Below are 26,944 nucleotides of genomic sequence, written 5' to 3' on the forward strand. Positions count from 1 at the left end.
GGGACGGCAACCTCCCCGTCGCCACCCCGCCCGCGTGAGGCACGCGCCTGCCCACCTTCACGTCGCCGCCGACCGGCACGGACGTTGCCCTTGTGACGAAAAACGCCACATGTGGCTCATTGCTCTCCTTTCTTGGCTGATCCGACCTCGTTGAGAGTTGAATCAGCGCCACTACGCTCTCGCTACGCGCAGCGCTCGCACGACTCCGAACGGCGTTCGACTCCCACACTCGAAACAGCCAGGAGGCCAACCGATCATGCCACTGCGCCATCTGACCCCCCATGACCGGCAGCTGTTCCGGCAGTACGGCCGTGGCCCCACCGTCCCCGTCCCCGACCCGCTCCTGCACCACGCCGTCGCCCGGCACGCCGCCGCCACCCCGCACGCCGTGGCCGCCGAACACCAGGGTGCGCACCTCACCTACGGCGAGCTCGACCGCCACGCCGACGCCCTCGCCGCCCGCCTCGTCCGCGAGGGCGTACGCCCCGGCGACCACGTGGGCCTGTTCGTCCGCCGCTCGATCCCGATGCTCGTCGGCCTGCTCGGCATCCTGAAGGCCGGCGCCGCCTACGTCCCGCAGGACATCGGCCTCGCGCCCCCGGCCCAGCTCACCCACGTCATCCGCACCGCCCGGACCCGGGTCGTCCTCACGGTCGCCGAACACGCCCACCGGGTGCCGCTGCCCGACGGCCACCTGCTGCTCGCGCTCGACGAGCCGCTGCCGTACGCCCCGGCCCCGCGCCCCCGCGTCACCGGCGACGACGGCGCTTACGTCCTGTTCACCTCCGGCACCACCGGCCGACCCAACGGCGTGAAGGTCACCCACCGCAACGTCGCCAACATCCTCCTCACCGAGCCGGGCGGCCTCGGCATCCGCCCCGGCGACCGGGTCGCCCAGCTCCTCAACATCGCCTTCGACATGGCCGCCTGGGAGATCCTCGGCTGCCTCAGCCACGGCGGCACCCTCGTCATCCGCGGCAAGGACATCGCCGCGGCGGCCCGCACCGCCGACGTGCTGATCGCCACCCCGACCGTGCTGTCCGGCCTCGACCCTGCCGCCTGCCCGCGCGTGCGCACGGTCGCCGTCGCGGGGGAGCCCTGCCCGCGCCCGCTGGCCGACCGCTGGGCCCGGCGGGCCGCCTTCCACAACTGCTGCGGCCCGACCGAGACCACGATCGTCAACACGATGAGCCGCCACGACCCGGCCGCCCCGCTGCTCACCATCGGCCGCCCCACCCCCAACAACACGGTCTACGTCCTCGACGCCGACCGGCGCCCGGTGCCCGTCGGCGAGCCCGGCGAGATGTGGGCCGGCGGCGACTGCGTCTCCGCCGGCTACCTCGACAACGACGCCCTCAACGCCGAGCGGTACGCCCCCGACCCCTTCCTCGGCGGCGGCCGGCGCATGTTCCGTACCCGCGACCTCGGCCGCTGGACCCCCGACGGCGAGCTGGAGCACCTCGGGCGCACCGACGACCAGGTCAAGGTGCGCGGCTTCCGCGTCGAACTGGACTCCGTCTCCTCCGTCCTGGAGACGGCCGCCGGCTGCACCCGTGCCGTCACCCTGAGGCGCGACGCCCGCACCCTGGTGTCCTTCGTCTGCCCGGCCGACGTCGACCCCGACACGGCCCGCCGCGCGGTCGCGGACACCCTGCCCTACTACTGCGTCCCCGAGCAGGTCCTGCCCCTGGCGTTCCTCCCCGAGACCGACCGCGGCAAGGTCGACAAACAGGCCCTGCTGGGCATGCTCGAACAGCGCCTGGCGGTGGCCCGATGACCACGTCCCCCGCCCGGACCCGCCAGGACACGGGCGAGCTCCCGCCGCTCCTGTCCGCCCCCCGCCGCCTGCTCAAGCACCCCCGCCTGATGCACTACAACCGCCTCGCGGCCCTGGTCCTCCTGGCCAACGCGGCGTTCCTGTGGGCCGCCCGGCCCCTGGCCACGCCGACCCTCGGGCACGCCGCCCTCGCCAACCTCGCCCTCGCCGTCCTCGTCCGCCAGCAGTACGTCATCAACCTCTTGTTCCGGCTGGCGACCTCGGCCCCGGTCAGCTGGCCGCTGAGGGTCCGCTGGACGCTCGGGAAGGTGTACCACTTCGGCGGGCTGCACGTGGGCGGGGCGCTGGCCGGGGCGGCCTGGTTCCTGGCCCTGACGGTCGCGGTGACCCGCGCCGGAACGGACGTGCCGCTGATCACGGTGAGCTGGACCCTGGTGGCCCTCCTCGCCCTGATCGTCGCCACCGCGCTGCCGCCCTTCCGCAGTCGCCACCACGACCACTTCGAGAGGATCCACCGCTTCGGCGGCTGGGGCGCCCTCGCGCTCTTCTGGAGCCACACCCTGCTGTCCGGCCAGGGGCCGGTGCCGCTCGCGGTCCTCGCCGTCGTCACGTTCAGCGTGGCCCTGCCCTGGCTGCGGCTGCGCAAGGTGGACGTCCGCACCGAACGCCCCTCTCCGCACGTGACGCTGGCTCACTTCGACTACGGCGAGACCCCCTTCGCCGGCTCCTCGACCGCCATCAGCCGCAGCCCGCTGAAGGAGTGGCACTCCTTCGCCAACGTCCCCGCCCCCGGCCGCTCCGGCTTCCGGCTCACCATCTCCCGCGCCGGTGACTGGACCGGCTCCTTCATCGACGACCAGCCCTCGCGGGTGTGGGTCAAGGGCATCACCACGGCCGGTGTCGCCAACATCGAGGTCCTGTTCAGAAAGGTGGTCTACGTCGCGACCGGCAGCGGCATCGGCCCCTGCCTGCCCCACCTGCTCGCCGCCGAGGTCCCCTCGCGCCTGGTCTGGGCGACCCGCGACCCCCGCGCCACCTACGGCGACGCCCTCGTCGACGAGATCCTCGCCGTCCAGCCGCACGCCCTGGTCTGGGACACCTCCCGGCACGGCAAGCCCGACATGGTGCGGCTCGCCCACGCCGCGTACCGCGACTTCGGTGCGGAGGCGGTCATCTGCATCTCCAACAAGCGGCTGACCTGGCAGGTGGTGCACGGCCTGGAACGGCGCGGCGTTCCGGCGTACGGCGCGATCTGGGACTCGTAACCCACCTTCCAGGGAGTGAAGATGAACCACCTGAAAGCCGAACGGGACGGCCGCGTGGTGACCGTCCGCCTGCACCGCCCGCACGCCCTGAACGCGCTCAGCTCCGAGCTGCTCGCCGAACTCCTCGGCGTCCTCGGCCCGCTGGACCAGGACCCGGAGGTCGGCTGCTTCGTCGTCACCGGCTCGGAGAAGGTCTTCGCGGCCGGCGCGGACATCAGGGAGATGGCGGGCCGGTCGGCCGTCGACATGATGTCCGAGGACTACTTCGCGGCCTGGGAGGACTTCGCGGACCTGCGCACCCCGAAGATCGCCGCCGTGTCCGGCTACGCGCTCGGCGGCGGCTGTGAGCTGGCCATGATGTGCGACCTGGTCGTCGCGGGCGAGTCGGCCCTCTTCGGCCAGCCCGAGATCAAGCTGGGCGTGGTACCCGGCATCGGCGGCACCCAGCGGCTGACCCGGCTGGTGGGCCGGGCCAAGGCCCTGGACCTGGTGCTCACCGGCCGCACGATGGACGCCCGGGAGGCCGAGCGCTGCGGCTTGGTCTCCCGCGTGGTCCCCGACGACCGGGTCCTCGCCGAGGCCCTGGAAGCGGCGGCGGCCATCGCCTCGTACGGCCGCACGGCGGTCAGGGCGGCCCGCGAGTGCGTCGACCGGGCCCTGGAGACGGGCCTGCGGGACGGCCTGCGCTTCGAACGGCGGGTGTTCCACGCGTTGTTCGCGACCGAAGACCAGAAGGAGGGGATGACGGCGTTCCTGGAGAAGCGCCCCCCGCGCTTCCACGGACGCTGACGGTCACAGGACAGCCGGGGACGGGACGCACGGACCACACCGCGCTCCCGCCCCCGGCCACGTTCAGGGGCTGTGTCTGGTCAGGACACGGCCCCGGTCAGCACTCGTACGCGTAGTACGGGTCGTCGCCCGCCTCCAGACCGATCCTGCCGGTCCCGTGAGGGCCGATCTGGATGCACGACGGGTCCCAGCCGTCGACTTCCACGCTGGCGGAGATGGTGTGCCCGCACACGTTGTGGATGTCCGCCCACCCGGGGCCGTAGGCGCCGAGCTTGGCGCAGCCCGGCTCCATGGCCCTGACCGGCGCGGCGGCCACGGGTGCCGCCGAGGCGGCCCCCATGGCGGCCGGCCCGGCCAGCAGCGCGACCGCGGCGGCCGTGACCAGCGCGGAGCGAAGTCGAGTCATCAGGTGTCCTTTCCCCCAGTTCGCGGCGGTCGGCCCGATCCGCCGCCGCACGGCGAAGACACTAAGCGTGATCACATAGTCACGTAGAGCATCCATGGTGTTTTTCACGCGCTGGGGTGAAATGTGCGCGTCAAACCCGCCGGAGGAGAAAGTCCGGAATCATCCGAGAGTCTCTTCGGCCGTGGCCAACGCCCTCTCCACGCCCGGCTCCCGGGGCCCCAGGAACCGGGGATCCGGCCGGAACACCGCGTCCAGAGCCGCCTTCCCGGCGGCGAGGATCTCCCGCGCACCCCCGTAGTACCAGGTCGCGTCGTGCACGGCGTCCACGCCCACCCCGTACGACTCGACCCCTGCCGCCTGACACAGCGCCACCGCCCGCCGGATGTGGAAGCCCTGGCTGATCAGCACGGCCTCGTCCACCCCGAAGATCTTCTTCGCCCGCACACAGGAGTCCCAGGTGTCGAACCCCGCGTAGTCGCTGACGATCCGCCCGTCGGGCACCCCGTGCCGCGTCAGATACACCCGCATCGCGTCCGGCTCGTCGTAGTCCTCGCGGCTGTTGTCCCCGGTGACGAGCACCACCTCGACCCGCCCCTCGCGGTACAGCGCGGCCGCCGCGTCCAGCCGGTGCGCGAGGTACGGCGACGGCTCCCCGTCCCACAGCCCGGCACCGAACACCACGGCCACCTCGGTCCGCGGCACGTCTGCCGCCGTCCGCAGCCGGTCACCCGCGGCCACGTACATCCAGGTCGCCGGAAGCAGCGCGAGCACACACCCGGCCATCACGGCCTGCACCAGCCGCCGCCGGCCTCGCCGGGTACGCGGCAGTCGCGGTCTGCGGAACGTCACACGACGCATCGGACGGTCCCTCCCCAGGTCGGCCCCTCGACAGTCAGGGACGCCCGCTCAGGCCGCCCGGTTCATCCGCCCACGCGTGACCAGCTTCACGCGTTACACGGAACCGCCAGGTCAAGCAGCCTCACACTCCACATGTCCCACATCGTGAACCGCTGGAAAACACCCGTGACGCCCACGCAACGGGAAGGCAACGTGCGGCGGCGACCATCGATGGCATGCCCAGCCAGCTCAGCCTCGTCCCGCCGCCCGCCACGCGCCGCCCGGCCCCGCCCGCCCTCGTGGTCGTGGCGCACGGCAGCCGCGACCCCCGCGCGCTGAGCACCGTACGCGCGCTCCTGGACCGTGTCCGCGCGCTGCGCCCCGACGTGCCGGTGCACCTCGGGCACATCGAGCTGAACGCCCCCCTGCTCCCCGACACGCTCGCCGCCCTGGGCGACACGGAGGCGGTCCTGGTCCCCCTCCTCCTCAGCCGCGGCTACCACGTCAAGCAGGACATCCCCGAGATGGCCGCGGCCGCCGAGGCCCGCACCCACCTGGCCGCCCCGCTGGGCCCGCACCCCCTCCTGGTGGACGCCCTCCAGGCCCGCCTGACGGAGGCCGGCTGGCCCACTCACATGGATGAGGCGACCCGCCGCACCAGCGCCGTCGTCCTCGCTGCCGCCGGCTCCCGCGACCCGGACGCCAAGACGGACACCGGCTGCACGGCCCACCTGCTCGCCGCTCGCCTGGGCGTCCCCGTCATCCCCGCCTATGCCTCCGCAGCGACCCCGACGGTCCCGGCGGCCGTGCGCACCCTGATCGCGAGGGGCCGTCACCGCATCGCCCTGGCCTCCTACTTCACCGCCCCCGGCCGCTTCGCCACGGAATGCGCCCAGTCGGCCCCCTGGATAGCGGCGGCCCCCCTGGGCACCCACCCGTCCATGGCCCACCTCCTCCTCCACCGCTACGACGAGACTCTGGCGGCCCGGGAGACACAGCTGCAATTGGCTTCGGCCTAGAACGCGGGGTACTGCACGTACCTCAGGGGCGCGGGGAACTGCGCGACCAGCCCGAAACCACCCGCACCCGCCCGAAAACAGAACCCGGCAGACGCACAGGCGCATACTGTCGGCACATGGACGGCACCTCACCACACCCCCGGGCCTACGACCCGACGTCAGTCGACCGCTGGGCCCCGGAACCAGACAAACGCCCCGGCCGCACCGCCTTCCAACGCGACCGAGCCCGAGTCCTGCACAGCGCCGCCCTGAGAAGACTCGCCGGCAAAACCCAAGTGGTGACGCCCGGCACCCTGGGCCCGGCCTGGGACGCCAGCCCCCGCACCCGCCTCACCCACTCCCTCGAATGCGCCCAGGTCGGCCGCGAACTGGGCGCGGCCCTCGGCTGTGACCCGGACCTCGTGGAAGCCGCCTGCCTCTCCCACGACCTCGGCCACCCGCCCTTCGGCCACAACGGCGAACAGGCCCTCAACGAGTTCGCGGCGGACTGCGGCGGCTTCGAGGGCAACGCCCAGTCCCTCAGACTCCTCACCCGCATCGAGCCCAAACGGTTCACCCCCGAAGGCTCCGTCGGCCTCAACCTCACCCGCGCCGCCCTCGACGCCGCCACCAAGTACCCCTGGCCCCGCGGCGCCCACCCCACCGACCCGGCGTCCCGCAAGTTCGGTGTCTACGACGACGACCGCCCGGTCTTCGACTGGGTCCGCAAGGACGCCCCCGGCACCCGCGCCTGCTTCGAGGCGCAGGTCATGGACTGGTCCGACGACGTGGCCTACTCGGTGCACGACGTGGAGGACGGCCTGCACGCCGGCCACATCGACCCGAACTGCCTGCACGCGGAACCCGAACGGCAGGACGTCTTCCAGGTCGCCCGGGACCGCTACGTACCGGCGGACACCGACCCCGCCGAACTCGCCGAGGCCCTGGACCGGCTGCTCGCCCAGGAGTGGTGGCCGCACGGCTACGACGGCACCGCCGTCGCCCAGGCCCGGCTGAAGGACGCCACCAGCCAGCTCATCGGCCGCTTCTGCCTGGCCGCCGAGACCGCGACCCGCACCGCGTACGGCGCCGGACGGCTCACCCGGTACGCCGCCGAACTGGTCGTCCCGCGCGAGGCCAGGATGGAGTGCGCCGTCCTCAAGGCCGTCGCCGACCTCTACGTCATGCAGCGCGCCGAGCAGGAACGCCTGCGCGCCGACCAGCGCGTCGTCGTCGCCGAACTGGCCGAGGCGCTCACCGCCCGCGCCCCGGACGGCCTGGACCCGCAGTTCCGCGCGCTGTTCGACCGGGCGCCGGACGACCGGGCCCGCAAACGGGTGATCGTCGACCAGATCGCGTCCCTCACCGACACCTCCGCCCGTTCGCTTCACGCCCGTCTGACGGGGCACGCATGAGACTGGTGGGAAAACCCATGGGAAACAGGGGGCAACACCCGGGAAACACGGGACCCCGGCATGCCCGATCGTGACCCTCCGTGGCCTGATCGGGTCACTCCCTCTTCCCGCATCACGCTCCGTGCGGGACGCTCGCAAGTGGCGACACCCTTACGAGGAGGCATCAAGTGGTCGACGCGGATCAGACATTCATCATCGTCGGAGGCGGACTCGCCGGCGCCAAGGCGGCCGAGACGCTCCGGGCGGAGGGCTTCACCGGCCGGGTGATACTGATCTGCGACGAACGTGACCACCCCTACGAGCGCCCGCCGCTGTCCAAGGGCTACCTCCTCGGCAAGGAGGAACGCGACAGCGTCTTCGTGCACGAGCCCGCCTGGTACGCGGCGAACGACATCGAGTTGCACCTCGGCCAGACCGTCGACGCGATCGACCGTGCGGCCAAGACGGTCCGCTTCGGCGAGGACGGCACCGTCGTCCGCTACGACAAGCTGCTCCTGGCGACCGGCGCCGAGCCCCGCCGCCTCGACATCCCGGGCACGGACCTGGCCGGCGTCCACCACCTGCGCCGGCTCGCGCACGCCGAGCGGCTCAAGCACGTACTGACCAACCTCGGGCGGGACAACGGCCACCTCGTGATCGCGGGCGCCGGCTGGATCGGCCTGGAGGTCGCGGCGGCGGCCCGCGAGTACGGCGCCGAGGTCACCGTGGTCCACAGCGGGCCGACCCCGCTGCACCACGTCCTCGGCCCCGAGCTCGGCCAGCTCTTCGCCGACCTGCACCGCGACCACGGCGTCCGCTTCCACTTCGGCAGCCGGCTCACCGAGATCGTCGGCCAGGACGGCATGGTCCTCGCGGCCCGCACGGACGACGGCGAGGAACACCCGGCGCACGACGTCCTGGCCGCGATCGGCGCGGCCCCGCGGGTCGCTCTCGCGGAAGCGGCAGGGCTGGAGATCGCCGACCGGGCGCGCGGCGGCGGCGTCGTGGTCGACGAGCGGCTGCGCACCTCCGACCCCGACATCTACGCGGCCGGCGACGTGGCCTCCTTCCACCACACCCTCTTCGAGACCCGCCTGCGGGTGGAGCACTGGGCCAACGCGCTGAACGGCGGCCCGGCGGCAGCCCGCTGCATGCTCGACCGGGACGTGACGTACGACCGTGTGCCCTACTTCTTCTCCGACCAGTACGACCTCGGCATGGAGTACTCGGGCTGGGCGCCCCCGGGGACGTACGACCAGGTGGTGATCCGGGGGGACGCGAGCCGGCGCGAGTTCATCGCCTTCTGGGTGAAGGAGGGCCGGGTACTGGCCGGGATGAACGTGAACGTGTGGGATGTCACAGACAAGATCCAGCAGCTGATCCGCTCCAAGGCCCGGGTGAACACGGAGGCGCTGGCCGACCCGCACGCACCGCTGGACGGCCTCGCCTCATAGCCGTCAGCACTGTCGGTCCGCCCCCGTAGAATCGCTGCGTGGCTGGACGGATCAACGACGAGGACGTGAAGGCGGTACGGGACGCGGTCCCGATCGACGCCGTGGTGTCCGAGTACCTCCAGTTGCGCAACGCGGGCGGCGGCAACCTCAAGGGCCTCTGCCCGTTCCACGACGAGAAGTCACCGTCCTTCCAGGTCAGCCCGAGCAAGGGACTCTTCCACTGCTTCGGCTGCCAGGAGGGCGGCGACACCATCACGTTCGTGATGAAGATCGACCACCTCTCCTTCTCGGAGGCGGTCGAGCGCCTGGCCGGCCAGGCGGGCATCACCCTGCGCTACGAGGAGGGCGGGTACAACCCGTCCCACCAGCGCGGCGAACGTATCCGCCTGGTCGAGGCCCACAAGATCGCGGCCGAGTGGTACGCGGAACAGCTCGCGACCTCCCCCGAGGCCGACACCGGCCGGGTCTTCCTCGCCGAGCGCGGCTTCGACCAGGCCGCCGCCGTCCACTTCGGCGTCGGCTACAGCCCCCAGGGCTGGGACCACCTCACGCGCTATCTGCGCGGCAAGGGCTTCACCGACAAGGAGATCCTGCTCTCCGGGCTCGCCCAGGAGGGCCGCCGCGGCCCCATCGACCGCTTCCGCGGCCGCCTGATGTGGCCCATCCGCGACATCGGCGGCGACGTCGTCGGCTTCGGCGCCCGCAAGCTCTACGAGGCGGACAACGGCCCCAAGTACCTCAACACGCCCGACACGGCCATCTACCGGAAGTCCCAGGTCCTCTACGGCATCGACCTGGCGAAGAAGGAGATCGCGAAGACGAGCCGCGCGGTCGTGGTCGAGGGCTACACGGACGTCATGGCCTGTCACCTCGCCGGCGTCACGACCGCCATCGCCACCTGCGGCACGGCCTTCGGCGGCGACCACATCAAGATCCTCCGCCGGCTGCTGATGGACAACGGCTCGGCCCGCGTCATCTTCACCTTCGACGGCGACGCGGCCGGCCAGAAGGCGGCCCTGCGCGCGTTCGAGGACGACCAGAAGTTCGCCGCCGAGACGTACATCGCCATCGCCCCCGACGGCATGGACCCCTGCGACCTGCGCCTGGCCAAGGGCGACGAGGCGGTGGCGGACCTGGTCGAACCCCGCACCCCGCTCTTCGAGTTCGCCCTCCGCCAGATCGTGAGCCGTTACGACCTCGACACCCCGGCCGGCCGCGCCGCCGCCCTGGACGAGGCCGCCCCGATCGTCGCCCGCATCAAGAACAGCGGCGCCCAGCACGAGGTCGCCGTCCAGCTCGCCGGCATGCTCGGCATCCTCGACACCCAGTTCGTGGTCAAGCGCGTGGCCCAGCTGGCCCGCTGGGCCCGCGACCGCGGCGGCAAGGGCCCGGCCCCGGACCGGCACCAGCACGGATCGCAGCAGTACGCCGCCGCCCAGCCGTCCGCGGCCCCCCGCGGCCCCGCCCTCAACCTCCGCAACCCGGTCTACGCCACCGAACGCGAACTCCTCAAACTCGCCCTCCAGCGCCCCGAGTTGGTCTCCCCGGCCTTCGACGCGTACGGCGTCGACGAGTTCACCGCCCCGCCCTACGCCGCCGTACGCCAGGCCATCCTGGACGCCGGCGGCGCCGAACTGGGCGTCGCGGACCCCCAGGACTATCTGGTGAAGGTCCGCGAGGCCGCCCCGGACGACGCGGTCCGCGCGATGGTGACGGAACTGGCCGTCGAGGCGATCCTGCTGCACAAGGGCGTGAAGGGTGTCGACGAGACCTACGCGGGCGCCCAGTTGGTCACCGTCCGCCGCCGCGCCGTCGAACGCCGCATCCGCGACATCACCGGCCAGCTCACGCGCCTCGGCACCCACGGCGACCCGGCCCAGCTGGCCGCCGTGCAGAACGAACTCTGGGTCCTCCAGCAGTACGACCAGGCCCTGAGGGAGCACGGCGCCGCCGCGCTCTGACGTCACCGCGCGGTCACGGACCGGAAGCAAAAAGTCATCGCACGCCCCTCGTGGCGACGATGTGTCTTACCCCACACTGGGTTCCGGTGCCTGAGTCCTCGGAGCGCGGCCGATCCGTCCCCGACGGGTCCCAGACCCCCGCGGTTCCGCTCATCGCGTACGGGACGGACAGCGGCGAGGCCGCTCACTCCGCCCCCGAAGTACCGCTGCCGCCCGCCTTGGCAGCGATCATCCTGGAGGTCGCCCCCGTGCAGACCCAGACCCTCACCCAGACCGACGTCAGCGGTGCCGTCGGCGCCGACGGCACCGCACCGGACGCGGAGGACGACGTCCTTCCCGCGGTCCCGGCGCAAGGCCGCGTCGTGCTCCGCCCCGAGACGGAACCGGAGGAGCCGCCCGCCGAGGCCATCGAGCCGGCCGAGGCTCCCGAAGCCGTCGAACCGCCGCCGGCCCGCGCCGACACCAGCGGCCCCTCCTCCGACCTGTTCCGCCAGTACCTGCGGGAGATCGGCCGCATCCCCCTGCTGACCGCCGCCGAGGAGGTCGAACTCGCCCGCCGCGTCGAGGCCGGCCTGTTCGCGGAGGAGAAGCTGCGGCTCGCCCCCGACCTGGACAGCCAGCTGGCGCTGGACCTCGACCGTCTCGTCGTCATGGGCCGGATGGCCAAGCGCCGCCTCATCGAGGCCAACCTGCGCCTGGTCGTCTCCGTCGCCAAGCGCTACGTCGGACGCGGCCTGACCATGCTCGACCTCGTCCAGGAGGGCAACCTCGGACTCATCCGGGCCGTCGAGAAGTTCGACTACGCCCGCGGCTACAAGTTCTCCACCTACGCCACCTGGTGGATCCGCCAGGCCATGTCCCGCGCCCTGGCCGACCAGGCCCGCACCATCCGGGTGCCCGTGCACGTCGTGGAACTCATCAACCGGGTCGTCCGCGTCCAGCGCCGCATGCTCCAGGAGCGGGGTTACGAGCCGACACCGGAAGAGGTCGCCGCCCACCTCGACCTGGCCCCGGAGCGCGTCAGCGAAGTGCTGCGCCTCGCCCAGGAGCCGGTGTCGCTGCACGCGCCCGTGGGCGAGGAGGACGACGTCGCCCTCGGCGACCTCATCGAGGACGGCGACGCCACCAGCCCCGTCGAATCCGCCGCGTTCCTCCTCCTCAAGGAGCACCTGGAAGCGGTCCTGTCGACCCTGGGGGAGCGGGAGCGCAAAGTCGTCCAGCTCCGCTACGGCCTCGCCGACGGCCGCCCCCGCACGCTGGAGGAGATCGGCCGCATCTTCGGCGTCACCAGGGAACGCATAAGGCAGATCGAGTCCAAGACCCTCAACAAACTCCGCGACCACGCCTTCGCGGACCAGCTGAGGGGCTACCTGGACTGAGCTGGACCGCGAGGGGGGCCGCCCGTCACGGCGGCCCCCGCCCATCCAGCCTGTCTAGTCCACCTCCGCCGCCGCCTGCGCGAACTGCGCCTTGTACAGCCGGGCGTAGGCCCCGTCCGCCGCCAGCAGCTCCTCGTGTTCGCCCTGCTCCACGATCGCCCCGTTCTCCATCACCAGAATCGTGTCCGCGTCCCGGATCGTCGACAGCCGGTGTGCGATGACGAACGAGGTACGGCCGTGCGCGAGTTTGGCCATCGCCTTCTGGATGAGTACCTCCGTGCGGGTGTCGACCGAGCTGGTGGCCTCGTCCAGCACCAGGATCACCGGGTCGGACAGAAACGCCCGGGCGATGGTGATCAGCTGCTTCTCACCCGCGCTGACCCCCGTCCCCTCGTCGTCGATCACCGTGTCGTACCCGTCCGGCAGCGTACGGATGAACCGGTCCGCGTGCGCGGCCCGGGCCGCCTCCTCGATCTCCCCCCGCGTGACGTCCCGCGCGGCCCCGTACGCGATGTTCTCCGCGATCGTGCCGCCGAACAGCCAGGTGTCCTGGAGCACCATGCCGATCCCGGCGCGCAGTTCGTCCCGGGACATCCGCGCGATGTCCACCCCGTCGAGGGTGATGCGCCCGCCGCTGACGTCGTAGAACCGCATCAGCAGATTCACCAGCGTCGTCTTGCCGGCGCCCGTCGGGCCGACGATGGCCACCGTGTGCCCGGGCTCGACCTTCAGCGACAGGTCCTCGATCAGCGGCTTCTCGGGGTCGTAGCGGAACGACACGTGCTCCAGCGCCACCTGCCCGCGCACTTCCTCGGGCCGCACGCCCGGCACCGGATCGGCGCTCTGCTCCTCCGCGTCCAGCAGTTCGAAGACCCGCTCCGCCGAGGCGACACCCGACTGCACCAGGTTCGCCATGGACGCGACCTGCGTCAGCGGCATGGAGAACTGCCGCGAGTACTGGATGAAGGCCTGCACGTCACCGATGGACAGCGAGCCCGAGGCGACCCGCAGCCCGCCGACGACCGCGACCAGCACGTAGTTGAGGTTCGACACGAAGAACATCAGCGGCTGCATGACCCCGCTGTTGAACTGCGCCCGGAACCCCGCCTCGTACAGCGCCTCGTTCTGCTCGGCGAACTGCTGCGCCGACTCCTCCTGCCGCCCGAACACCTTCACGAGCGCGTGCCCGGTGTACATCTCCTCGATGTGCGCGTTCAGCTTGCCCGTCGAGCGCCACTGCTGCACGAAGTGCGGCTGCGACCGCTTGCCCACGCGTGTGGCGACGACGAACGACAGCGGCACGGTCACCAGCGCGACCAGCGCCAGGATCCAGGAGACGTAGAACATCATCGCGAGGACGCCGATGATGGTCAGCACCGAGTTGATGAGCTGCCCCATCGACTGCTGGAGCGTCTGCCCGATGTTGTCGATGTCGTTCGTCGCCCGGGACAGCACCTCACCGCGCTGGCGCTTGTCGAAGTACGACAGCGGCAGCCGCGACAGCTTCGTCTGCACGTCCTCGCGCATCCGGAACATCGTGCGGTTCACGGCCCGGTTGACCATCCGGGTCGCCACCGCCATCAGCAGCCCGGCCACCAGGAACACGCCCAGCGCGAGCAGCAGCACATGCCCGACGGTCGTGAAGTCGATGCCCTCGCCCGGGGTGAAGTCGGTGCTGCGCAGCATGTCGGCGACGTCACCGTCCCCGCGCTGCCGCATCGAGTCGAGGACCTGCTCCTTGCTCGCCCCCTCGGGCATGTCCCGGCCGACGATGCCCGCGAAGACCAGGTCGGTCGCCTTGCCGAGGATCTTCGGCCCGACGACGTTGAGGCCGACGCTGAGCACCACGCACGCCAGCAGCACGAAGAGGGTGATGCGCTCCGGCCGGAACTGCGCGACGAGCCGTTTGCCCGATCCCTTGAAGTCCAGCGAGCGCTGGTCGGGGCCGCCCCCGGCCATCATCCGCCCCATGGGCCCCGCCATCAGGCAGCCTCCGCTTCCGTGAGCTGGGAGAGCACGATCTCCCGGTAGGTCTCGTTGTCCGCCATCAGCTCGTGGTGCCGGCCGGTGCCGACGACGTGGCCCTCGTCGAGGACGACGATCCGGTCGGCGTCCCGGATGGTCGCCACCCGCTGGGCGACGATCACGACGGTCGCCTCCGCGGTCTCCTGCGCGAGCGCGGCCCGCAGGGCGGCGTCCGTGGCGTAGTCGAGGGCGGAGAAGGAGTCGTCGAAGAGGTAGATCTCCGGGCGCTGCACGAGCGTCCGGGCGATCGCGAGCCGCTGCCGCTGACCGCCCGAGACGTTCGTCCCGCCCTGCGCGATCGGCGCGTCGAGCCCGCCCTCCAGCCGCTCCACGAACTCCTTGGCCTGCGCCACCTCCAGCGCGTGCCACAGCTCCTCGTCGGTGGCGTCCGGATTGCCGTAGCGCAGGTTGGTCGCCACCGTGCCCGCGAACAGATACGGCTTCTGCGGCACCATCCCGACGGTCTTCGCGAGCAGCTCCGGGTCGATCTCCGCCACCTCGACCCCGTCCACGAGCACCTGCCCCTCGGTCGCGTCGAACAGCCGCGGGACCAGCCCCAGCAGGGTCGACTTGCCACTGCCGGTCGAGCCGATGACGGCGGTCGTCTCGCCGGGCCGGGCGACCAGGTCGACGGCGCGCAGCACCGGCTCCTCGGCACCCGGATAGCGGAAGCCCGCCCCGCGGAGCTCCAGATGCCCGTGCCGGCGCAGCTCCCGCACGGGCGCCGACGGCGGCACGACGCTCGACGAGGTGTCCAGCACCTCCTGGATGCGCTCCGCACACACCTCCGCGCGCGGCACCATCATGAACATGAAGGTGGCCATCATCACGGACATGACGATCTGCATCAGATAGGCGAGGAACGCGGTCAGGTCACCGATCTGCATCTCCCCGCTGTCGATCCGGTGCGCGCCGAACCACACCACGGCGATCGACGACAGGTTCACCACAGTCATCACGATCGGGAACATCAGTGCGAGCAGGTTTCCGGTGCCCAGCGCGAAGTCCGTGAGATCGGTGTTTGCCTTGCGGAAGCGCTGCTGCTCGTACTCGTCCCGGACGAAGGCCCGGATGACGCGGTTGCCGGTGATCTGCTCGCGCAGCACCCGGTTCACCGTGTCCAACCGCGTCTGCATGGCCCGGAACAGCGGCCGCAGCCGCCGCACGATCAGCGTCACGCAGATGCCCAGCACCGGTACGACCGCCACCAGCACCCCGGACAGCGGCACGTCGAGACCGAGCGCCAGCACGATGCCGCCCACGCACATGATCGGCGCCGACACCATCAGCGTGAACGTCATCAGCGCCAGCATCTGCACCTGCTGGACGTCGTTCGTCGTACGGGTGATCAGCGAGGGCGCGCCGAACTGACCCACCTCACGCGCGGAGAACGACTGCACCCGGTCGAACACGGCAGCTCGCACGTCCCGCCCGAGCGCCGATGCCGTACGGGCGCCGTAGTACACGGCACCGATGTTGCACACGACCTGGACCAGCGAAATGCCGATCATGAGGGCGCCGTAGCCCAGGATGTAGCCGGTGTCTCCGTTCACGACACCCTGGTCGATGATGTCCGCGTTCAGCGTGGGCAGGTAGAGCGTGGCGCAGGTCTGCAGGAACTGCAGCAGCACCAGCAGGACGATGGGTCTCTTGTAGGGCCTGAGATGGACCCGCAGGAGTGGTATGAGCACGCTGCTTCTCTCGGGTGGGTGACGGGGCGGGTTCGTTGCCCCTGGCCCCTATCGTCGAACACTCCACCCGCGTTACCTCAACCGAATTAACCCAACAGGCGGTCAAAAAGCCCCGGGCTCCCTCGGATCCGCCCGCCCGGCCACTACGGCCGCATCGCCCCCGGATGCGTCTGCTCCCGTACCGACACGAACTGCTGCCGCACCGCCTGCCCCACGGCCAGTTCCTCCCCGGGCTCCAGCACCTGCGCGACCGCGCCCTGCCAGGCCGGCGGGGTCCGCGCGTCGAGCGTGCCCTGGGACGCCCCGAGTGCCCAGGCGGCCTGCCGGGCGGCTCCGATCGCCGCGTAGTCCGCCGGCTGCGGCACCACGACCTGCGTCCCGAACAGCGAGGGCGCGGCCGCCTGCACGGCGGGCAGTTCGGCGGCCGGACCGAGCAGGAACACCCGCCGCACCTCCACGCCCCGGGCGCGCAGCACGTCCAGCGCGTCCGCGAGCCCGCACAGCATGCCCTCGAACGCGGCCCGCGCCAGATGCTCCGCCTTCATCGACTCGCGCCTGAGCCCCGCCAGGGTCCCCGCGGTGTGCGGCAGGTTCGGCGTCCGCTCACCCTCCAGATAGGGCAGCAGCACCAGCCCGTGCGCCCCCGGCGTCGACTTCATCGCCAGCTCGGACAGGCTCTCCAGATCGGGCAGCCCCAGCAGCTCGGCGGTGCCGCGCAGCGTCCGTACGGCGTTCAGCGTGGTGACGACCGGCAGGTGCATGCCGGTCGCGTCGGCCAGCGCGGTGATCATCCCGGAGCCGTCGACCAGCGCCTCGGGATGCACGGCCATCACGGACCCGGACGCGCCCAGCGACACGACCGCGTCCCCGAGCCCGATGCCGAGCCCGAAGGCCGCCGCCATGGTCTCGCCGGTCCCCACGGAGATCAGCAGCCCCTCCGGCGTCGTACCGGCCGCGTCCGCCGGGCCGATCACCTCCGGCAGCATCACCTGGTGCCCGAGCGCCAGCTCGACCAGGTCGGGCCGGTAGGCGCCGGTCGCCGCGGACCAGTACCCGGTGCCGGACGCCCCGCCCCGGTCGGTGGTTCTCCGGACCGGCCGGCCCAGCAGCTGCCAGACCAGCCAGTCGTGCGCCTGCAGGAGGATCGCGGTGCGCTGCGCGTTCTCGGGCTCGGTCCGGGCCAGCCAGCGCAGCTTCGTCACCGGCTGCGCGGCCTGGGGCACACATCCCACCGCCTGCGCCCACGCCTCGCGCCCCCCGAGCGCGTCGATCAGGTCGGCCGCCGCGACCTGCGTCCGCTTGTCACCGCCGACCATCGCCGGCCGCACGGTGTTGCCCTGCGCGTCCAGCGGCACGACGGCGTTCTGCTGCGCCGATACGCCGATGGCCTGCACGCCCTCCAGCAGACCGCCGCCCGCGGCCTCGCCCAGGGACAGCAGCCAGGCCTGCGGGTCGACGTCGGACGGCCGGCCGCCGCTGTCGGGGCTCTCCACCGGATGCGGTGCATATCCCTGCCTGAGCACGGCTCCGGAGTCCGTGTCACAGACGACGATACGAGTGAAATCGGGTGAACTGTCCAACCCGGCGACTATCCCCATGGCCAAAATTCTGCCGTACCGCTGCGCTGGCTTGGGCCGTGGGCGCCGTGGGGATGTTGCGCCGGGTTTCGGGTGCGGGTGCGTTGTGGCTGGTCGCGCCGTTCCCCGCGCCCCTGAGGGACATGACCTCGCACGGCGTCGAGAAGGAACTGTTACGTGTTGCTTGTGCCCCAGTCGTCCTCGCCGCCGTTGTGGGTGGCGCGCTCCTTGAGGTGGCGGACCCGCTCGGCCACCGAGTCGGGGACGCGGTCGCCGACCTTGTCGCTCACCACGTGGTACGCCTTGCCCGCGAACTCACGGCCCTGGTGGGCCGCCGACTCCGCGGTGTTGCGGACGGCGGGGTTCTGCGCGAACTGGCGGGCCGACTTCTTCAGCTGTTCGTAGCGCTCGCGTCCGGCCCTCGTGCCCAGCACGTAACCCAGCACGACTCCGGCGACGAAAGTGAGCCGGTAACGCATGGCGACCACCCTTCCCTTGCGTAGGCCTCCGGTGCGGTGACGGCGCCGGGGAGTACCGATTGGCGGAGCACCCCCCTGCTTGCGCTAATGTATGTGTCGCAGCGAGCGCGCGCCCTCTGGCGAATACCCAGGTAGGTACGTTCGATGCAAACGAGACCTTCCTCGGTAGCTCAATTGGCAGAGCAGCCGGCTGTTAACCGGCAGGTTACTGGTTCGAGTCCAGTCCGGGGAGCTCGGTCCTCCGTAGCTCAATTGGCAGAGCAGCCGGCTGTTAACCGGCAGGTTACTGGTTCGAGTCCAGTCGGGGGAGCATGTTGAACGAGGACCCCCGCAGGGGTCCTTTTTCATGTCCGTTCCGATCTTCCGGGAACCGTGCGGCGCCGGGCGCAGTCCTCATGGTCGCGAAGGCCGTGCGAAGCCGACCATCCGAAGCAGGAGATCGTATGAGCGGCTATGCTGCGGCAGACGGCGCGCACACATGTACGCGACACGCCGCTATGGGGCGGTAGCTCAGCCGGTTAGAGCAGCGGACTCATAATCCGTCGGCCGTGGGTTCGAGTCCCACCCGCCCCACCACTCGCTACGCGAGGAGAACCGTTTCCAGCTGCGGAAACGCAGGGGCGGCGGCCGCGAGGCTCAGTTCAAGCTTTCCTGAATTCAGCGATCTGTGTATCGTCGTGGCTGTGCTGAATCTCGCGTCCGACATCGAGGTGCTGGCGCGGTTCGGTCGCGCGCTCGCCGATCCGATCCGCTGCCGTCTGCTGCTCGTCCTGCGTGCGGCTCCGGCCTACCCGTCCGATCTGGCCGAAGCCATCGGTATCTCCCGCACGCGTCTGTCCAACCACCTGGCCTGTCTGCGTGACTGCGGACTGGTCGTCGCCGTTCCCGAGGGCCGTCGTACGCGCTACGAGCTTGCCGACCCCCGTCTGGGTCACGCGCTGGACGACCTGCGCACAGCCGTGGTGGCTGTCGCCCAGGACAGCACGTGCCCGGACGCCGAGGAGACGGGCTGCTGCTGATGGCCGCGGAGATTTCCCTCGGCCCGGCTCCCGCACGCCGGGAGGTCCTGGCGCGCCGCATACGGCTCCTGGTGGCGGCGACGATCACCTACAACGTGATCGAAGCCGTCGTCGCCATCACGGCGGGGTCGGTCGCGTCGTCCTCCGCGCTGATCGGCTTCGGTCTGGACTCGGTGATCGAGGTCTCGTCGGCGGCCGCGGTGGCCTGGCAGTTCTCGGCCCGCGAGCACGCCGTGCGCGAGGCGCGGGAGAGGAAGGCGCTGCGGATCATAGCCGTGTCGTTCTTCGCGCTCGCCGCCTTCGTGGCGGTGGACGCGGTCCGGTCCCTGGCGGGCAGCGGGGAAGCCGAGTCGTCGGTGACCGGCATCGTGCTGGCCGCTGTGTCCCTGGCGGTCATGCCGTTCCTCTCCGCCGCGCAGCGACTGGCCGGCCGGGAGCTCGGGTCGGCGTCGGCCGTGGCGGACTCCAAGCAGACGCTGCTGTGCACCTATCTCTCGGCGGTCCTGCTGGTGGGACTGCTCGCCAATGCGGCGTTCGGCTGGTCCTGGGCGGATCCCACAGCCGCTCTGGTGATAGCGGGGATCGCCGTGAAGGAAGGCCGGGAGGCGTGGCGCGGAGACGGCTGCTGCGCGCCGGCCGGGCTGAGCACGCTGAAGGCCGGCGGCGATCCGGCCGGAGCCGAGGACGCCTGCGGCTGCGCCCCGGCGGGCGCCTGCTGCAACTGACCTGGCGATGCCGCCACTTCGGGGCAGGGGGCCTCGTCGGTGTTCGGGTCCGGGCGTCGACACTGGGCGGTGCCGAGGCGGCGTCGGCGGTGGGTGTACGTGGTGATCGCCTGCCACAGGTGGCGGCGGTCGGTGTCGGGCCAGAGGTCCGGCGTGAAGTGCAGCTCGGCGTAGGCGGTGTGCCAGGGCAGGAAGTTGGAGGTGCGCCGCTCGTTGCCGGTGCGCCGGAGCAGGTCGACGCCCGGCATGTCCGGGTGGGGCAGGTGCCGCGCGAAGTCCTCCTCGCCGATCAGGCCGGGTGCCGTCAGGAGCCGGTGCCGTCGTCCTCGCTGCCGGTGTCGTCGCGGTCGCCCTCTGCCTGGGACGGGGTGTGGTCGCTCATCGGGATGCCTCCTTCCCGTGCCGGTGGACCGGAGCGGCCGTGTGCCGTGCTCCGGCCGTGACCGGCCGAGTACCCCGACGGGCTGCGAAGCACCGTGGCAGCAGCGGGCTGCCCGGCCGGCGGCGTACCGGGGCGGCGGCCGGGGGCGGGCTCCTCGGGCCGGGGGTCAGGTCCGGCCGCGGCGGGCGATGGCTCGCTGCAAGGCCTCACGGAGGGCGGGGGACGGGCGGGGACCGTCGGGCTTCGTGCTGGCCGTCACGGCGGCGGCCACGTCACGGAGCTTGGTGTTGGAGAGCTGGGAGGTCTCGCGGAGGATGTGCCAGGCCTCGTCGGACGTGCAGCCGTGGGTGGCCATGAGGATGCCCCGGGCCTGGTCGATGACCGGGCGGGAGGCGATGGCCTGGCGGAGCTGCTCGACCTCCTCCTGGAGGACGTGCAGGCGCTCCGCGCGTTCCAGGGCGACCGCGGACGGGGCCGGGGCGGCCGGCCGGCCGGGCTCCGGGTCGGGGTGGGGCGTGTCGCGCAGGGGGTCGGCCGTGTCCAGGCCCGCCAGTTCCAGGATCCGGCGCGGCTGGCCGTTCCAGTTCGTGGTCGTGACCGTCACGAATCGCTGCCGGGCGAAGTCGCCCAGCACGTCGAGGAACTGCAGACCCGCCGTGTCCATGAAGTGCACGCCCCCCATGTCCAGGTCCACCCGCGTGATCGTGGGCGGCAGTTCGGCCAGGGTCCTGGCCAGTGTTTCCGCGCAGCCGTGAACCAGCTCACCGCACGGGGTGAGCTCAGCCCGTTCCGCGTCCACGCGGCCACTGATGACCAGTGTGTTCAACCCTCCTGTGCGATGTGCTGATGCCGCAGACGTCATGTCACCGCCTCTTCGGTCGTGTTCCTCCTCGCGGAACCGCACGACGTCACTCGCCCCCGTGGACGTCGGTGTGAGGTGCGCCTGCCCGCCGTACGGCGTACTACACACCACAGCGGGGAATGAGCTTCCCCCGGGCGGGTACGAGCGCTGTGGTCCACAAGCGTGGGGAGAGGGGCTTGAACACTCAGTATCGGGTGCCGGCCGCCGGGTCCAGTGACCCCGTGCCGGGCCTGGCGGTGTTCCCGTTGTCCGGGCGCAACGGTGTCCGGGCGGCGGGTGAGGTCGTCCTGACGACACGTGCGATCTGGGAAGGCGTACTGGAGCAGGCCGTTCGCGAGGATGAGGACGTGTACTACCTGGAGTTGTCCGACGTGACGTTCGTCGACGTCGCGGGCGCGGGTGCGCTGGCGACGGCCGCCGGGCAGCTCGGGGACGGCCGGCGGTTCGTGGTGCGACGGCCACCGCCCGCCCTGCGGCGGACGCTGGACCTGCTGTGGCCCGACCACGCCGGGATCGAGGTGTCGGTGTCATGACCGCTCCCGTGGCCGAACCCTTCGGCGCTCTCGACCCCTTCGTCCATCCCGCGCTCTTCTACCGCGACGAGGCGGAGTACCTCGACGTCACCGTGCCCTTCGTGCGGGAGGGCCTGGCGGCCGGCGAACCCGTGGCCGTCGCGGTGCCGGGCAAGAACCTCGCGCTGATCCGGGACGCGCTGGGCGAGGCCGCCGAGTCGGTGCGGCTCCTCGACATGCGCGAGGCGGGCCGCAACCCCGGGCGGATCATCCCCGGCGTGCTACGCGCGTTCGCCGACGCCCAGCCGCCCGGACGCCGGGTGCGGATCATCGGCGAGCCCATCTGGGCCGGGCGCTCCGACACCGAGTACCCCGCCTGCGTCCAGCACGAGGCGCTCATCAACGCGGCCTTCCGGGGCCGTACGGCGACCATCCTGTGTCCGTACGACGTCGAGCAGCTCCCCGAGCACGTCCTCGCCGACGCCTACGCCACCCATCCGACCGTCATCCCCTCCGGCTCCCGGCTGGAGCAGGGCAGCGACGCGTACGCGCCCGGGGACGTCGTCGACCGCTACAACGAGGCGCTGCCGCCCGTGCCGGACGCGCTGACGTTCGCCTTCGACTCCGGCTCGCTCTCCCAGGCCCGGCACGTGGCCGTCGGGGAGGGCGCGCGGCTCGGGCTCACCGGCGTCAAGCTGGACGACCTGGCCCTCGCCATGGCCGAGCTCACCACCAACAGCGTGGTGCACGGCGGCGGTTCCGGGGTGCTGCGGGTGTGGACCGAGGGCGGGTACGTGGTCTGCGAGGTGCGCGACGAAGGGCGGCTCACGGACCCGCTGGCCGGGCGCCGGCCCGTGCCCCGCGACCAGCGCGGCGGGCGCGGGCTGCTGCTGGTGAATCTCATCGCCGACCTGGTGCGGGTGCACAGGGGGGACAGCGGGACGACCGTGCGCTGCTGGTTCACCCGCTGAGGGCCGCTGAGGGTCTCGGGGCGGTGGCTCAGGACCCCAGCGGATCCAGCGCCAGCGGTGCGATCCTGCCCTCCATCATCGCGCCGAGGCCCTGCACGGCGCACACGTCCGGGCGCTCGGCGATGTGCACGGGCATACCGGTCGCCTGACGCAGCATCTGGTCCAGGCCCGGCAGCAGCGCACTGCCGCCGACCATCATGATCCCCCGGTCGGCGAGGTCGGCGACCAGGTCGGGCGGGCAGGAGCGCAGCACCTTGCCGATGCCGTCCAGGATGGCGGTGAGCGGCGTCTGGATGGCATCCCGTACGGCGGCGGTGTCCACCTGGACGGATCGGGCCAGGCCGGTCGCGACGTCCCGCCCGTGGATCTCCGTCGAGGCCGGGCCCTGCGGGGTGAGACCGTTGCCGGACAGGGCGAGCTGCAACGGCCGTACCGACTGGCTGGGCAGCATCAGCTCGTGTTCGTGCCGCAGGTGCTGCACGATCGCCTGGTCGACGGCCTCGCCGCCCACCGGGATGCGCTCGGCGGTGACGATCGAGCCGAGGGACAGCACGGCCACCTGCGTCGCCGCCGCCCCGCACACCATGATCATCGTGGCCTCGGGCTGCTCCACGGGCAGTCCGCAGCCGACGGCGGCGGCGATCAGCGTGTCGACCAGCTCCACGCGGCGGGCCCCGAGGCCGACCAGCGTCTCGATGGCGGCGCGCTGGGCGAGCGGGTCGGCGTCGTGCGGGGTGCAGGCCGCGGCGCGCAGGATCGGCTTGCGGCGCAGGCTGCGGCGCATCTTGTCGCCGAGCAGGTGCCGCAGCATGCGCTGCGCCATCTCGATGTCGACGACGGTGCCGCCGGAGACCGGCCGTGCCACCCGGATGTAGTCCGGTGTGCGGCCCGTCATCTTCTCCGCGAGTTCGCCGACCGCGATCAGCGCGCCGGTGCGGGTGTTCACGGCGGCGGCGGACGGCTGGTCGACGACGAGCCCGGCGCCTTTGACGTAGACACGGGTGCGGGCCGCCCCCAGGTCGACGGCGAAGTGGCAGCGGCGCAACTGCTCCAGACTGGCGGTCATGGCAGGTCCTCCCGAGAGCACAGACCGTGGGAAGCCGCCAGGTGGCGGGCCTCGCAGACGTGGGGCCGCCGGGCGGCGGGCCTCCCTCGCATCCTGCGCGGGAAGGGCCCGGGGCGCCTTTCTGAGGGGGCCGGGCGGGGTGCCGCCGAACGGGGGGTTCGGCCCCGCCGGACCTAGAGCGAGCGTGCGGCCTCCAGGAGCGATGTCAGGGAGGTGACGGTGGTTTCGCAGCCGGCCTCGCGGAGCTGCCGGTCGGTGGTGGCGTTGCGGGCGAGGCCGACGAAGCGCAGGCCGGCCCGCTGGGCGGCGGCGAGCTCGGCGACCGTGCACCCGATGACCAGGCCCGTGGTGGCGGTCCCGGCGCCGGAGTCCAGGGCGCGCAGCAGGCAGTCCGGGTGCGGTGTGAGGAGACCGAGATCCTCGGCGCGGCCGTGAACGCCGGCCAGGGGGAGCGTGCCGTAGGGCCTCAGGTAGCGGTGTGCGGCCTCGGCGCAGGCGTCCGTGACCACGCAGACGCGGCGGCCGGAGGCGTGCAGGGTGCGGAGCAGGGGCGCGAAGTTGTGTGTCGCCGGCGCGTGCGGCACGGCCCGGAGTTCGAGGTCGTCGAGGCGTTCCCGCAGCAGCGGGCCGAGCCGGTCCTGCGCGAAGGCCCGCAGTACGTCCAGTGGATGCGCGAACGCCTCCTGCCCCGCTCCGCCCCCGGTGTCCCGAGGGCCGCGGTGCTCGGCGACGAGGGCGAGCAGGTCGCGTACGGCCTCGCGCGCGGTGCTCGCCGAGAACAGCCGGGCAACGGGCCCGTCGAAGCCGAACAGCACGGTCTCGGCGTCGCCGAGGAGGCCGGGCAGCGGACGGTCCGGCCACGGGGCGGGGCCCTGCGGCCCGGGCAGCGCCGCTCCCTCCGGGGCGAGCCGCACCGAGGCCGCCACCGACAGGCCCGGCACCGGCCACCCGCGCAGCCCGGCGTTGACCGCACGCTGGGCCGCGCCCGCCCGGCGCAGTGGATGGCGGCGGGTGATACGGGCCGCCTCCTCCAGCAGATGGCCGAGCAGCGGCTCGGACACCCGGGTGACCTCGGCGCGCACGAAGGCGACCGGGTCGTCCACCTGCCAGGACAGTTCGACCGCGGCGGTGAAGGCGCCCTTGCCGGAGCTCGGCAGGGAGACCTGGTGGTGGGAGTGGTGGGTGGTGAGGTCCACCTCGTAGTACGTCACGAGCCGCGGCGGCCCGTCGCCGTGCGGCTGGGCGGGGTTGAGGAGGGTGAGCGGGCCGTCGGGCCGGGTGTGGACGACGGCCGTGCGGCCCGGGGCCGGTATCCCGAGCCGGCGCAGGTCGCGCGTGATGAACGGGCCCCGCACCAGGTCGCGGGCCTCGGGGCCGGGGGCGGCCGTGGCAGGGGACAGCGGGCAGTACCAGGCGACGGGCGGGGTGTCCGTGGCGCCGCCCCGGTAGAGGGGCTGGAAGCGCTGCGGTCCCTGTGCCGCCGAGCTGCCGGCGAACTGCTCGTACACGCCCGGGGAGACGACCACCTGGATGTCGGCGGACGCGTGCGGTTCCTCCTCCGGCGGCGGGGTGGGCCGGTCCCAGAACGTCACGGTCAGACGCGGCGGGTCCACCAGCCCGGTGAGCACCTCGGGCAGCCCGCGCAGGACCGCGACCAGCACCGGGAGCACATAGGTGCCGGGTTCGGTGTGGACGGCGTAGCCGTTGCCGCGGACCCGGACGTCGAACTGGGAAGCGGTGAGGGCGCCGCGGGAGAGCATCTCGTGCACCGCGTATTCGAGGGTGATACGGGCCTCGGGGTGGTGGGTGAGGTCGTCGGCCTCGAAGAGGATCGTGGGGCGGGCGCGGTGGCCCAGCCGGCGTACGGTCTCCTCGCTCACCGTCGCGAACGCCGTGCCCGAGCCGTCGCGTTCGCCGGTCGTCTCGGCCCGGAACTCGCCGGCCGCGAGTCCGGCCCGTTCGTCGATCAGGCCTCCGACCTGTGCGAGGAACTCGCGGGTGCGGCCCCGGGCCGTGCGCGGGAGGGAGCGCAGCAGCAACTCCCGCACGCCGGGCCGGAACTCGTAGGAGCCGGGTGGGCCGGGGACGGAGGCGAGCATGCCGCTGAGGATCACCTCGGCCAGGTGCTGGGGGCGCGGGTCGCGGTCCACGGTGCGCTGGACCAGGCGCATCACCGGCACCGAGGGGACCGCCAGGGCGAGGTGCCCGGCGAGGCGGAAGGCCTCCGGGGACGCGGTCGCGCGAAAGCGCAGGACCAGCTCCTCCGGGGAGGACGAGGCGATGTCGGGGGTCGGTTCGGCGGGCGGGGCGGGGGAGGGCGGCAGCCAGGCCGCGGCGCCCGGCGTGCGGGCCCCGCCCGGGCCTGCGACCAGGGCCGCCCAGTGCGCGAGCCAGGGGGCGCCCGGTTCCAGGACCGGTAGGGGGAGGGCCTGGTCGGGGGGTGGTGCGGCTTCGTAGGGGGTGAAGGCGAGGGTCGCCGAAGGTGCCGCCGTGGAGGGGGAGGTGAGCAGGCCCGGCTCGGCGGGGAGCGCGGTGATGGGCCAGAGGTGTTCCGGGAGGGGCTGCACCACGGCGAGTGGCAGGTGGCGGGCCCAGTGGCGCAGCGTGCGGTACCACCGCTCGCCCGCCTCGCCCGGACGCCACTGCGGGCCCATGCAGTCGCTGACGACGAGCGTGACGGTGCGGCCGTCGTCGAGGACGGGGACGTGGCGGGCCCGGCCGTCCGGGGTCGCCGGGTGCAGGGTGACCGTTCGGAAGAGGCCCGACTGGGCGAGGGCGGTGTGCAGTTCGCTCACCAGGGGGCGCCAGACCGGCATGGTGGGGCCGGTGTCGTGCACGAGGTTCAGGCGCAGCCAGCGGTCGGGGGCCGGGCGCAGGACCGGGAGCCACACGTCGGGGTGGGCGCCGAGCCGGGCGATGCGGTCGGCCGTCGCCCGCTCGTCCAGCACCCGGGCGTACGGGGAGGGCACCTTGCGCCTGAGCGGGCGCAGGGCGCGCTGGAGCGCGAGGGGGTGGGGCAGCATCGGGGGCGCGGGGGCGAGGAGGGGGATCCGCCGCCGGGTGGGGAGTCGTGCGGGGAGCGCGGGGCGGGCAGGGTCAGCGGGACGCGGTCGGGGGTGGGGCGGACCGGCTCCGGCTCCGGTTGCGGGGGTGCGGGGGCGGGGGTGTCCGCCTTCTCTTGGGTTTCCGCCGTCTGGGGGGTGTTTGCCTCGGGTGCGGGCGTGGCGGACGAGGGGGCGTTGTCGTCGCCGGGTTCCGGCAGCGGCTCCTCCTGCCGGTCCGGGTCCAGCAGGGCGGCCATCCACAGCAGTTCGGCCAGCTCTCGGGGCGTCGGCGACGCGCCGGCCGCGGACAGGGCCGCGGTCAGCCGGGCGA

General features: G+C 72.4%; 22 protein-coding genes, 3 tRNA genes and 1 pseudogene. 15 read left to right on the plus strand and 11 right to left on the minus strand.

Going from position 1 to position 26,944, the window contains the following annotated elements; all coding sequences use genetic code 11:
- The first annotated feature begins 256 nt into the window (after positions 1 to 256).
- The 3 genes from MQE23_RS30420 to MQE23_RS30430 are packed head-to-tail and all read left to right on the plus strand — an operon-like array spanning position 257 to position 3,831.
- Complete coding sequence (locus tag MQE23_RS30420) at positions 257 to 1,777, plus strand: amino acid adenylation domain-containing protein (RefSeq protein WP_020275223.1); 1,521 nt, start codon at positions 257 to 259, stop codon at positions 1,775 to 1,777.
- Positions 1,774 to 3,042 (plus strand): hypothetical protein, encoded by a 1,269-nt coding sequence (locus tag MQE23_RS30425; protein ID WP_243380813.1) that lies wholly within the window; start codon positions 1,774 to 1,776, stop codon positions 3,040 to 3,042. Before MQE23_RS30420 ends, MQE23_RS30425 begins: the two co-directional genes overlap by 4 nt.
- A gap of 21 nt (positions 3,043 to 3,063) precedes the next feature.
- Positions 3,064 to 3,831: an enoyl-CoA hydratase-related protein gene (locus tag MQE23_RS30430; RefSeq protein ID WP_243380814.1), complete on the plus strand. Its 768-nt coding sequence runs from the start codon at positions 3,064 to 3,066 to the stop codon at positions 3,829 to 3,831.
- Between the two features lie 97 nt (positions 3,832 to 3,928).
- Here MQE23_RS30430 and MQE23_RS30435 read toward each other — a convergent pair whose 3' ends face one another.
- Together MQE23_RS30435 and MQE23_RS30440 are read right to left on the minus strand one after the other, a co-directional pair.
- Positions 3,929 to 4,237, minus strand: a complete 309-nt coding sequence (locus MQE23_RS30435) for a hypothetical protein (protein WP_243380815.1) — start codon at positions 4,235 to 4,237, stop codon at positions 3,929 to 3,931.
- 159 nt (positions 4,238 to 4,396) lie between these two features.
- Complete coding sequence (locus MQE23_RS30440; protein WP_037671642.1) at positions 4,397 to 5,095, minus strand: ElyC/SanA/YdcF family protein; 699 nt, start codon at positions 5,093 to 5,095, stop codon at positions 4,397 to 4,399.
- Between the two features lie 215 nt (positions 5,096 to 5,310).
- Here MQE23_RS30440 and MQE23_RS30445 point away from each other — a divergent pair, with 215 nt between their 5' ends.
- The 5 genes from MQE23_RS30445 (at position 5,311) to MQE23_RS30465 (ending at position 12,260) form a co-directional block, all read left to right on the plus strand.
- Positions 5,311 to 6,093: a sirohydrochlorin chelatase gene (locus MQE23_RS30445; protein ID WP_243380816.1), complete on the plus strand. Its 783-nt coding sequence runs from the start codon at positions 5,311 to 5,313 to the stop codon at positions 6,091 to 6,093.
- Positions 6,094 to 6,209: 116 nt separating this feature from the next.
- Positions 6,210 to 7,487 carry a deoxyguanosinetriphosphate triphosphohydrolase gene (locus MQE23_RS30450; RefSeq protein WP_037671645.1) on the plus strand — a complete coding sequence of 426 codons (1,278 nt, stop codon included), beginning with the start codon at positions 6,210 to 6,212 and terminating at the stop codon, positions 7,485 to 7,487.
- Positions 7,488 to 7,654: 167 nt separating this feature from the next.
- Complete coding sequence (locus tag MQE23_RS30455; protein ID WP_020275230.1) at positions 7,655 to 8,920, plus strand: FAD-dependent oxidoreductase; 1,266 nt, start codon at positions 7,655 to 7,657, stop codon at positions 8,918 to 8,920.
- Between the two features lie 38 nt (positions 8,921 to 8,958).
- Entirely contained in the window at positions 8,959 to 10,881 is a 1,923-nt protein-coding gene (gene dnaG, locus MQE23_RS30460; protein ID WP_243380817.1) for a DNA primase, read from the plus strand.
- An 86-nt stretch (positions 10,882 to 10,967) separates the two neighbouring features.
- Complete coding sequence (locus tag MQE23_RS30465; protein ID WP_243380818.1) at positions 10,968 to 12,260, plus strand: RNA polymerase sigma factor; 1,293 nt, start codon at positions 10,968 to 10,970, stop codon at positions 12,258 to 12,260.
- Positions 12,261 to 12,314: 54 nt separating this feature from the next.
- On the opposite strand, the gene MQE23_RS30470 is transcribed toward MQE23_RS30465, so the two are convergent.
- The 4 genes from MQE23_RS30470 to MQE23_RS30485 form a co-directional block, all read right to left on the minus strand.
- On the minus strand, positions 12,315 to 14,243 hold the full coding sequence (locus MQE23_RS30470) for an ABC transporter ATP-binding protein (RefSeq protein ID WP_037671647.1): 1,929 nt from the start codon (positions 14,241 to 14,243) through the stop codon (positions 12,315 to 12,317).
- The gene (locus MQE23_RS30475; RefSeq protein ID WP_020275234.1) at positions 14,243 to 15,976 is read right to left on the minus strand and encodes an ABC transporter ATP-binding protein; all 1,734 of its coding nucleotides are present in this window, start codon (positions 15,974 to 15,976) and stop codon (positions 14,243 to 14,245) included. The genes MQE23_RS30470 and MQE23_RS30475 overlap by 1 nt, the downstream gene beginning before the upstream one ends.
- A gap of 143 nt (positions 15,977 to 16,119) precedes the next feature.
- Positions 16,120 to 17,574, minus strand: coding sequence for an FGGY family carbohydrate kinase (locus MQE23_RS30480; RefSeq protein ID WP_037671649.1), 1,455 nt, complete (start codon positions 17,572 to 17,574; stop codon positions 16,120 to 16,122).
- A 152-nt stretch (positions 17,575 to 17,726) separates the two neighbouring features.
- Positions 17,727 to 18,032 carry a YtxH domain-containing protein gene (locus tag MQE23_RS30485; RefSeq protein ID WP_037671666.1) on the minus strand — a complete coding sequence of 102 codons (306 nt, stop codon included), beginning with the start codon at positions 18,030 to 18,032 and terminating at the stop codon, positions 17,727 to 17,729.
- A 159-nt stretch (positions 18,033 to 18,191) separates the two neighbouring features.
- On the opposite strand from MQE23_RS30485, the gene MQE23_RS30490 reads away from it, so the two are divergent.
- From MQE23_RS30490 to MQE23_RS30510, 5 genes are all read left to right on the plus strand, one after another.
- Positions 18,192 to 18,264, plus strand: a tRNA-Asn gene (locus tag MQE23_RS30490).
- A gap of 5 nt (positions 18,265 to 18,269) precedes the next feature.
- A tRNA-Asn gene (locus MQE23_RS30495) sits at positions 18,270 to 18,342 on the plus strand.
- 189 nt (positions 18,343 to 18,531) lie between these two features.
- Positions 18,532 to 18,608 (plus strand) — tRNA-Ile (locus MQE23_RS30500).
- A 107-nt stretch (positions 18,609 to 18,715) separates the two neighbouring features.
- On the plus strand, positions 18,716 to 19,051 hold the full coding sequence (locus MQE23_RS30505; protein WP_243380819.1) for a metalloregulator ArsR/SmtB family transcription factor: 336 nt from the start codon (positions 18,716 to 18,718) through the stop codon (positions 19,049 to 19,051).
- The gene (locus MQE23_RS30510) at positions 19,051 to 19,776 is read left to right on the plus strand and encodes a cation transporter (RefSeq protein ID WP_037671654.1); all 726 of its coding nucleotides are present in this window, start codon (positions 19,051 to 19,053) and stop codon (positions 19,774 to 19,776) included. Before MQE23_RS30505 ends, MQE23_RS30510 begins: the two co-directional genes overlap by 1 nt.
- A 65-nt stretch (positions 19,777 to 19,841) precedes the next feature.
- Here MQE23_RS30510 and MQE23_RS30515 read toward each other — a convergent pair.
- The 3 genes and pseudogenes from MQE23_RS30515 to MQE23_RS30525 form a co-directional block, all read right to left on the minus strand.
- Positions 19,842 to 20,069 (minus strand): annotated as a pseudogene (locus MQE23_RS30515) (undecaprenyl diphosphate synthase family protein); the annotation flags it as partial.
- 11 nt (positions 20,070 to 20,080) lie between these two features.
- A complete protein-coding gene (locus tag MQE23_RS30520; protein ID WP_020275239.1) occupies positions 20,081 to 20,251 on the minus strand; it encodes a hypothetical protein in 171 nt (56 codons plus the stop codon).
- A gap of 73 nt (positions 20,252 to 20,324) precedes the next feature.
- Positions 20,325 to 21,020 carry an ANTAR domain-containing protein gene (locus MQE23_RS30525; protein ID WP_243380820.1) on the minus strand — a complete coding sequence of 232 codons (696 nt, stop codon included), beginning with the start codon at positions 21,018 to 21,020 and terminating at the stop codon, positions 20,325 to 20,327.
- Between the two features lie 176 nt (positions 21,021 to 21,196).
- Here MQE23_RS30525 and MQE23_RS30530 point away from each other — a divergent pair, with 176 nt between their 5' ends.
- Together MQE23_RS30530 and MQE23_RS30535 are read left to right on the plus strand one after the other, a co-directional pair.
- Positions 21,197 to 21,553 (plus strand): STAS domain-containing protein, encoded by a 357-nt coding sequence (locus MQE23_RS30530; protein WP_051185664.1) that lies wholly within the window; start codon positions 21,197 to 21,199, stop codon positions 21,551 to 21,553.
- On the plus strand, positions 21,550 to 22,503 hold the full coding sequence (locus tag MQE23_RS30535) for a sensor histidine kinase (protein ID WP_020275241.1): 954 nt from the start codon (positions 21,550 to 21,552) through the stop codon (positions 22,501 to 22,503). Before MQE23_RS30530 ends, MQE23_RS30535 begins: the two co-directional genes overlap by 4 nt.
- Before the next feature lie 28 nt (positions 22,504 to 22,531).
- Here MQE23_RS30535 and MQE23_RS30540 read toward each other — a convergent pair whose 3' ends face one another.
- On the minus strand, positions 22,532 to 23,569 hold the full coding sequence (locus MQE23_RS30540; RefSeq protein WP_020275242.1) for a rod shape-determining protein: 1,038 nt from the start codon (positions 23,567 to 23,569) through the stop codon (positions 22,532 to 22,534).
- 173 nt (positions 23,570 to 23,742) lie between these two features.
- Positions 23,743 to 26,874 carry an SAV_2336 N-terminal domain-related protein gene (locus MQE23_RS30545; protein WP_279345165.1) on the minus strand — a complete coding sequence of 1,044 codons (3,132 nt, stop codon included), beginning with the start codon at positions 26,872 to 26,874 and terminating at the stop codon, positions 23,743 to 23,745.
- Between the last annotated feature and the right edge of the window lie 70 nt (positions 26,875 to 26,944).

Source organism: Streptomyces sp. HP-A2021 (assembly GCF_022807935.1).
Classification (GTDB): domain Bacteria; phylum Actinomycetota; class Actinomycetes; order Streptomycetales; family Streptomycetaceae; genus Streptomyces; species Streptomyces afghaniensis.